Raw genomic sequence first — 6462 nt, 5'->3', positions numbered from 1 at the left:
CCACCAACCCGTTCCCGTGGATGAGCGAGATCATGGACTTGAAGAAAGAGAAAAACTTCTTCGAGACCCGTGTGATCGAGTATCAGACCGGCGGCGCGCTGAGCTGGGATTGATTCGGACTAAGCACTAAAGGAAGCCCTGGCATGTTCAGGGCTTTTTTTCGTCGGTAAAAAAGGCATTTGCCATTTCTTGAAGTACATCACCTCAAGCACCTGGCCCGGAAGGGTTCGGATCGCCCCCCCAATGCTGTAGCCTTGTGCCCCAATTGCCATCAGCGTTGTCACCGGTCAAGCGCTCGGGAAGCTTTCACTGAAGAGCTTTACGCCAAGATCGGAAGATTGGCACGGGAGTAGACTCCTGCTGTCACAGCTGATGCCCGCTTGAAAACTATCAGATAGGATCGAGGCCAACCCGTGAACCCAGACATGCTCGAAGCCGGCCCCGCAGACGCCAAAGTACTTTCCGTCTTTGACTTCGACGGCACCCTCACCCACCACGACAGTTTCGTGCCCTTCCTCAAGTTTGCCTTTGGCCCCGGCGAGTTTTATGGCCGGATGGTCAAGCTGGCGCTGCCGGGGCTGCGGTTTTTGGTGCGGCAGATCAGCCGGGATGAGTTGAAGGCGCAGTTGATTCGCACCTTTATGACCGGGGTGGAGAAGGCTTGGGTTCAGCAGCAAGCGCAGGAATATTGCCAGGCGCGCTGGAGCAAGTTGATGCGCCCGAGCGGTTTGCAGTCGGTAGCGGATGAGGTGAAGTCCGGGGCGGTGGTAACGCTGTGTTCGGCGTCGCCGGCGTTGGTGTTGCAGCCGTTTGCCGACCGGCTTGGCATCCGCTTGATCGGTACTGAGCTTGAGGTGGTGGATGGGGTGCTGACCGGCAAGCTCACCGGGAATAATTGCCGTTGTGAGAATAAGGTGCTGCGGCTTGAGGCGGTGTATGGGGACCTGGGGGAGTATCGGCTCAGGGCCTGGGGCGATACGCGTGGGGATCGGGAGTTGTTGGCGGCGGCGCAGGATGCGCATTTTCGGCATTTTCATGCGAAGAAGAAAAAGCGGGCTCGGTTGCAGCGGTGATGCGGGTGGGTGGGGTTGGCGGGAGACCGAGGCGATCCCTTCGCAGCCTCGCTGGGGCTCGACAGCTCCCACATTTGAGCTTTGTTGAGGCTTAGGCCGACGTCTTCAAGTCTACACCCAGCGCTGTGGCGAAGGCTTTTACCATCGGGCTTCTCGGCGCGTTGTGGCGCAGGATCAGGTTGAACGCGGTGCTTAAATGAACCTGCTCTGGGCACAGTGCGCGCAGGCGCCCTTCCCTTACCAGTGGCGTGGCGTAGTGTTCTGGCAGAAAGCCCAGGAAGCGGCCGGTGAGGATCAGGATGGCGACGGCTTCCACTTGTGAAGCCGAGGCGGACTGGCTGTCGTGGCTGACGAAGTTGGCCTTGTCGCGATGGATCGCATACCGATGGTTGACCACTTCGTATTGGCGAAGAGCGTCGGGGGTGATGTCGCTCGCAGTGAACAAGGGATGCCCTACGGCGCAGTAGGCGTGGGCCTTTTCTTCGTAGAGTGGGAAGTAGTCGAATTCTTCACGGCGTTGGTACACCGGGACGATGCCGGCGACCAGTCGCCCTTCCACTACCCCACGTTCAACTTCGTCCAATTGCGAGGCGTGTAGGCGCAATCTTATTTTTGGCGATTGGCGATGTAAGTTGCCCAGGGCGGTAATCAGTGGGGAACTAACGTCGGAGACGGTGTTATCGATAACGCCCACACTCAGGTCGCCGATGAGTTCATTCTGCGCCGAACTAAGCTTGTCGCGAAAACTGTCCACCGAGGTAAATAACTCGATGGATGCTTGATACACCAACTTGCCTTCTTCGGTCAGCCCGAACCCTTCGCGGCCCCGTGTGCACAGGCGCATGCCGATGCGAATCTCGAGATCGGAGATCTGTTTGCTGATGGCCGCCAGGCCCACGTTCAGCTCGTTTTGCGCGGCACTGAAGCCGCCGGCTTCGACCACGGCCATAAATACCCGCAACAATTTAAAGTCCAGCCCGCTCAGTTGCAGCGGCGCTCGTGTGCCGGGTTTTGGCGGCAGGTTTCCAGAAGTGGAAAGTGGGGTTTCCATAATGCGCGTTGACCTCGAGTGCCATATTCAACAGGCTTGAACCCAATCCTTGAACATAGCCAGGCGGCGATAATGAACATAAACATCCGCCCTTGGCAACCTTGAATACGGCGCGTCAGACGTCGGTTCTACACCGATAAACTTCTGTTGAAACTGCCTCCGACTCTTCTAAAAACAAGCGTGAGGAACACCCATGTCCCAGCCCACCGACCGCCTTTGGGGCGCTCGTTTCAAGACCGGTCCGTCTGCGGCGTTGGCCGCGTTGTCGCGTTGCCCTGAGCGCTATTTTCGCCTCACGCCCTACGACCTGGCCGGCTCCCGCGCCCATGCCCGTGAGTTGCAGCGCGCCGGTTTGCTGGATGAATCGGAAACCCTGCGCGCCCTCGAAGCCCTGGACCGTATCGGTGAGGATTTCGCCGCCGGTCGCCTGCATCCCACCCTGGATGACGAGGACGTACACACCTTTATCGAACGCGTATTGACCGAGCGCCTCGGTGCCCTGGGCGGCAAGTTGCGCGCCGGACGCTCGCGCAATGACCAGACGGCCAATGATCTGCGCCTGTTCCTGCGTGACCATGCACGCACCATCGCCACTGAGGTGTTGGGCCTGCAGCAGGCGTTGGTTGAACAGGCCGAGCAACATGTGCAGAGCATCTGCCCGGGCTTCACCCATTTGCAGCAGGCGCAACCCATTGTGTTTGCCCATCATTTGCTGGCTCACGCGCAGTCGATGCTGCGCGATGTGCAGCGCCTGGTGGATTGGGATGCGCGTACGGCCCTGTCGCCGTTGGGCGCGGCAGCGATGGCAGGTTCGGCGATAGCACGTCAGCCGCAGCACTCGGCCAAGGAAATGGGCTACACCGGGCCATGCGAAAACTCCATCGACGCTGTCGCCAGCCGTGACCATGTGGCGGAGTTCCTGTTTGTGGCGGGCATGCTCGGGGTGAATATTTCGCGGCTGTCTGAGGAGTTTTGCCTGTGGTCGTCGCGCCAGTTTCGCTGGGTAGTGCTAGACGACGCCTACGCCACCGGCAGTTCGATCATGCCGCAGAAAAAGAACCCGGACATTGCCGAACTGGCGCGGGGCAAGGCCGGGCGTTTGATCGGCAACCTGACCGGGCTGATGTCGACGCTCAAGTCGTTGCCACTGTCGTACAACCGCGATTTGAGTGAAGACAAGCACAGCGTGTTGGACAGTGTGGACACCTTGCTGCTGGTGTTGCCGGCGATGGCCGGGATGGTGGCGACCATGAAGGTGCAGGTAGAGGAGCTACGACGCCAGGCACCGATGGGCTTTACCTTGGCGACTGAGGTGGCGGATTGGTTGGCCACCCGTGGCGTGCCGTTCAAGGAGGCCCATGAGATTACCGGCGCGCTGGTACAGGCCTGTGAGCAGCATGAAATTGAGTTGTGGCAAGCCTCACCGGCGATGTTGGCCGAGGTGGATGGGCGGCTCACCCCGGACGTGCGTGATTGCCTGACCCTGGAGGCGGCGATTGCGGCGCGCAGTGGGTGGGGTGGTACGGCGCCGGAGCGGGTGAAGGAGCAGATTGGGCGGTTGAAGACTGCTTTGGCTGAACAGCAGAAGTGGGCTGAGAGTTATCAGGGGTTTCGGATTTAAGCCTTGGTAGGTGTGGTGAGCTCACCGGCGCTTTCGCAGGCAAGCCAGCTCCCACATTTGACCGGGTTTCAACCGTAACACCGTGTACATCGGTTAGAGCGTCATTAGTTTTGGAGTAGCAACATGAATCAAACCCCGGCCGAGCGCTTGGAAGCCGAGCGCAAGTTGTCTGAAAACCAGTTCGATATCACCCGGTACGAGCATGTGCCGCGGCGGTATTACGGGCGGATGTTTTTTGCCACGTTGATCGTGATTGTGTTGGCTGCGCTGTTGCGCGCGTTTGCCAATGGCCAGATCGAATGGTCCTACATTGGCCAGTTCCTTACGTCGCAAGCCATCCTCTGGGGCCTGGTGAACACCATCGTCATGTCGATCCTGGCGATGGCATTGGGCGTGGTGATCGGCGTGATCACGGCGATCATGCGCATGTCGGCCAACCCGATCCTGCGTTACGTGGCCATCACCTACACCTGGTTGTTTCGCGGTACACCGCTGATTTTGCAATTGTTGCTGTGGTTCAACCTGGCGTTGATCTTCCCGGTGATCGCGATTCCGGGCCTGTTCAGCATCGACACCGTCGACCTGATGACGCCCTTCGTAGCCGCCCTGCTCGGCTTGAGCATCAACCAGGGCGCCTACACCGCTGAAGTGGTGCGTGCCGGCTTGCTGTCGGTGGACACCGGCCAATACGAGGCGGCCAAGTCCATCGGCATGCCGAGCCTGCAGGCGCTGCGCAGGATCATTCTGCCGCAGGCCATGCGCGTGATCATCCCGCCCGTAGGCAACGAGTTCATCAGCATGGTGAAAATGACCAGCCTGGCCAGTGTCATCCAGTACTCGGAACTGCTGCACAACGCGCAAAACATCTACTACGCCAACGCCCGGGTGATGGAGCTGCTGATTGTGGCGGGCATCTGGTACCTGGCGGTGGTGACTGTTCTTTCATTTGGTCAAAGCCGCCTCGAGCGTCGTTTTGCCCGCGGCGCCGGCAAGCGTTCGTAAGCCTGGGTTGAGGAGATTTGCCCCATGAGAAGCATCGTCAAGGCTGTCAACCTGAACAAGTATTACGACCAGTATCACGCCCTGCGTGACATCAATATCGAGGTCGAGCAAGGCGAGGTGATGTGCATCATCGGCCCGTCCGGCTCGGGCAAAAGTACCCTGCTGCGTTGCGTCAACCAGCTGGAAAAGATCGACAAGGGCGGCCTGTGGGTCGACGGCGAACTGGTCGGTTATCGGGTAGTCGGCAACAAGCTGCACGAGATGAACGAAGCGCAGATCGCCCGCCAGCGCCTGGCCACCGGCATGGTGTTCCAGCGTTTCAATTTGTTCCCGCACATGACCGTGTTGCAAAACATCATCGAAGGCCCGTGCCAGGTGCTCAAGCGCTCGCCCAAGGAAGCCATCGAAGACGCGCTGGAACTGCTGGCCCGCGTTGGCCTGGCGGACAAGCGCAATGCTTACCCGGTGGAGTTGTCCGGTGGCCAGCAACAGCGTGTGGCAATCGCCCGTGCCTTGGCGATGCGCCCCAAGTTGATGCTGTTTGACGAACCCACATCAGCCCTCGACCCGGAGCTGGTAGGCGAAGTGTTGTCGGTGATGCGCGATTTGGCCACCACCGGCATGACCATGATCGTGGTCACCCATGAATTGGGCTTCGCTCGCGAAGTGTCCAACCGCATGGTGTTTATGGACGCCGGCCAGATTGTGGAAGCCGGCAGCCCGGAAGACATTCTAATAAGCCCACAAAACCCGCGTACCCAAAGCTTTATTTCTGCCGTTCGCACTTAACTAAAAAACTAACGAGAACGCCCCCATGAAGAAGATGTTTATCCCTACCTTGCTTGCAGGCCTGATTGCCTCCTCATGTGTATTCGCGGCCTTGCCGCAAGCCATCAAGGACAAGGGTGAGATCAGCGCGGCCATCGTGCCGAACTACCCGCCGATGGACTTCAAGGACCCGGCCACCAACACACTCACCGGCTTTGATTTCGACCTGGGCAACGCCCTGGCCGAGCGACTGGGCGTGAAGATCAAATGGCAGGAAACCGGCTTCGAACAAATGCTCAGCGGTCTGACCACCAAGCGCGTCGACATCGTGCTGTCAGGCATGACCGACACCGCCGAGCGCCAGAAAGCCGTGACCTTCATCGACTACTTCACCAGCGGCCCGCAGCTGTACACCCTGGCCAAGCGCGAAGAGATCAAGGAGTTGACCGACCTGTGCGGTAAAAAAGTCGGCACCAGCCGCCGCACCACCTGGCCGTCGGAAATTACCGCCTGGAGCAAGGCAAACTGCGAGGCGGCGGGTAAGCCGGCAATCGTGGTGATCGGCACCGAAGGCTCGGCGGATGCGCGGGCGCAGTTGCAGCAGAACCGCCTGGATGCGGCGATGCAGGGCAGCGAGACCATTCCTTATTTGATGTCGCTGGACAAGGGCAAGTACAAGCCGGTGGGGCTGGCGATTTCCAAGCAATTCACCGGGCTTGGGATTGAGAAGAGCAATACCGAGTTGGTCACGGCGATCAGTGAGGCGTTGCAGGGCATGATTGATGATGGGACTTACGGCAAGATCCTGAAGAAGTGGGATCTGGAACAAGGTGCGGTAGAAAAAATCACCATCAACTCTGGCCAATAACGCCATCGAATGTGGGAGCTGGCTTGCCTGCGATAACGGTGGGTCAGCTAAAACAATGTTGGCTGTTACTCCGCTATCG

At 59.2% G+C, this 6462-nt stretch carries 7 protein-coding genes and 1 pseudogene; 7 read left to right on the top strand and 1 reads right to left on the bottom strand.

Features of this window, described 5'->3' with window-relative positions; genetic code table 11:
* The 3 genes and pseudogenes from BOP96_RS30475 to BOP96_RS11275 form a co-directional block, all read left to right on the top strand.
* Positions 1–113: hypothetical protein (locus BOP96_RS30475; protein ID WP_238346834.1), on the top strand; the 113-nt coding region annotated here is incomplete at its 5' end.
* 66 nt (positions 114–179) lie between these two features.
* Positions 180–353: pseudogene (locus BOP96_RS11280) on the top strand (HNH endonuclease); the annotation flags it as partial.
* A 72-nt stretch (positions 354–425) separates the two neighbouring features.
* Positions 426–1073 (top strand): HAD-IB family hydrolase, encoded by a 648-nt coding sequence (locus BOP96_RS11275; protein ID WP_020303103.1) that lies wholly within the window; start codon positions 426–428, stop codon positions 1071–1073.
* Between the two features lie 91 nt (positions 1074–1164).
* Here the strand turns inward: BOP96_RS11275 and BOP96_RS11270 are convergent, their stop codons facing one another.
* Entirely contained in the window at positions 1165–2124 is a 960-nt protein-coding gene (locus BOP96_RS11270; RefSeq protein WP_014719606.1) for a LysR family transcriptional regulator, read from the bottom strand.
* Positions 2125–2317: 193 nt separating this feature from the next.
* Between BOP96_RS11270 and argH the strand changes: the two genes are divergently transcribed.
* The 4 genes from argH (at position 2318) to BOP96_RS11250 (ending at position 6383) form a co-directional block, all read left to right on the top strand.
* Positions 2318–3745, top strand: coding sequence for an argininosuccinate lyase (argH, locus tag BOP96_RS11265; RefSeq protein WP_073452694.1), 1428 nt, complete (start codon positions 2318–2320; stop codon positions 3743–3745).
* A 123-nt stretch (positions 3746–3868) separates the two neighbouring features.
* Positions 3869–4747 carry an amino acid ABC transporter permease gene (locus BOP96_RS11260; protein ID WP_038451266.1) on the top strand — a complete coding sequence of 293 codons (879 nt, stop codon included), beginning with the start codon at positions 3869–3871 and terminating at the stop codon, positions 4745–4747.
* A 24-nt stretch (positions 4748–4771) separates the two neighbouring features.
* The gene (locus BOP96_RS11255) at positions 4772–5536 is read left to right on the top strand and encodes an amino acid ABC transporter ATP-binding protein (RefSeq protein ID WP_003193648.1); all 765 of its coding nucleotides are present in this window, start codon (positions 4772–4774) and stop codon (positions 5534–5536) included.
* Positions 5537–5561: 25 nt separating this feature from the next.
* The gene (locus tag BOP96_RS11250; protein WP_020303106.1) at positions 5562–6383 is read left to right on the top strand and encodes an ABC transporter substrate-binding protein; all 822 of its coding nucleotides are present in this window, start codon (positions 5562–5564) and stop codon (positions 6381–6383) included.
* Positions 6384–6462 lie beyond the last annotated feature (79 nt).

This window comes from Pseudomonas sp. FSL W5-0203 (assembly GCF_001896155.1).
GTDB lineage: Bacteria > Pseudomonadota > Gammaproteobacteria > Pseudomonadales > Pseudomonadaceae > Aquipseudomonas > Aquipseudomonas paracarnis.
This window is presented reverse-complemented; position numbering and strand designations above follow the sequence as displayed.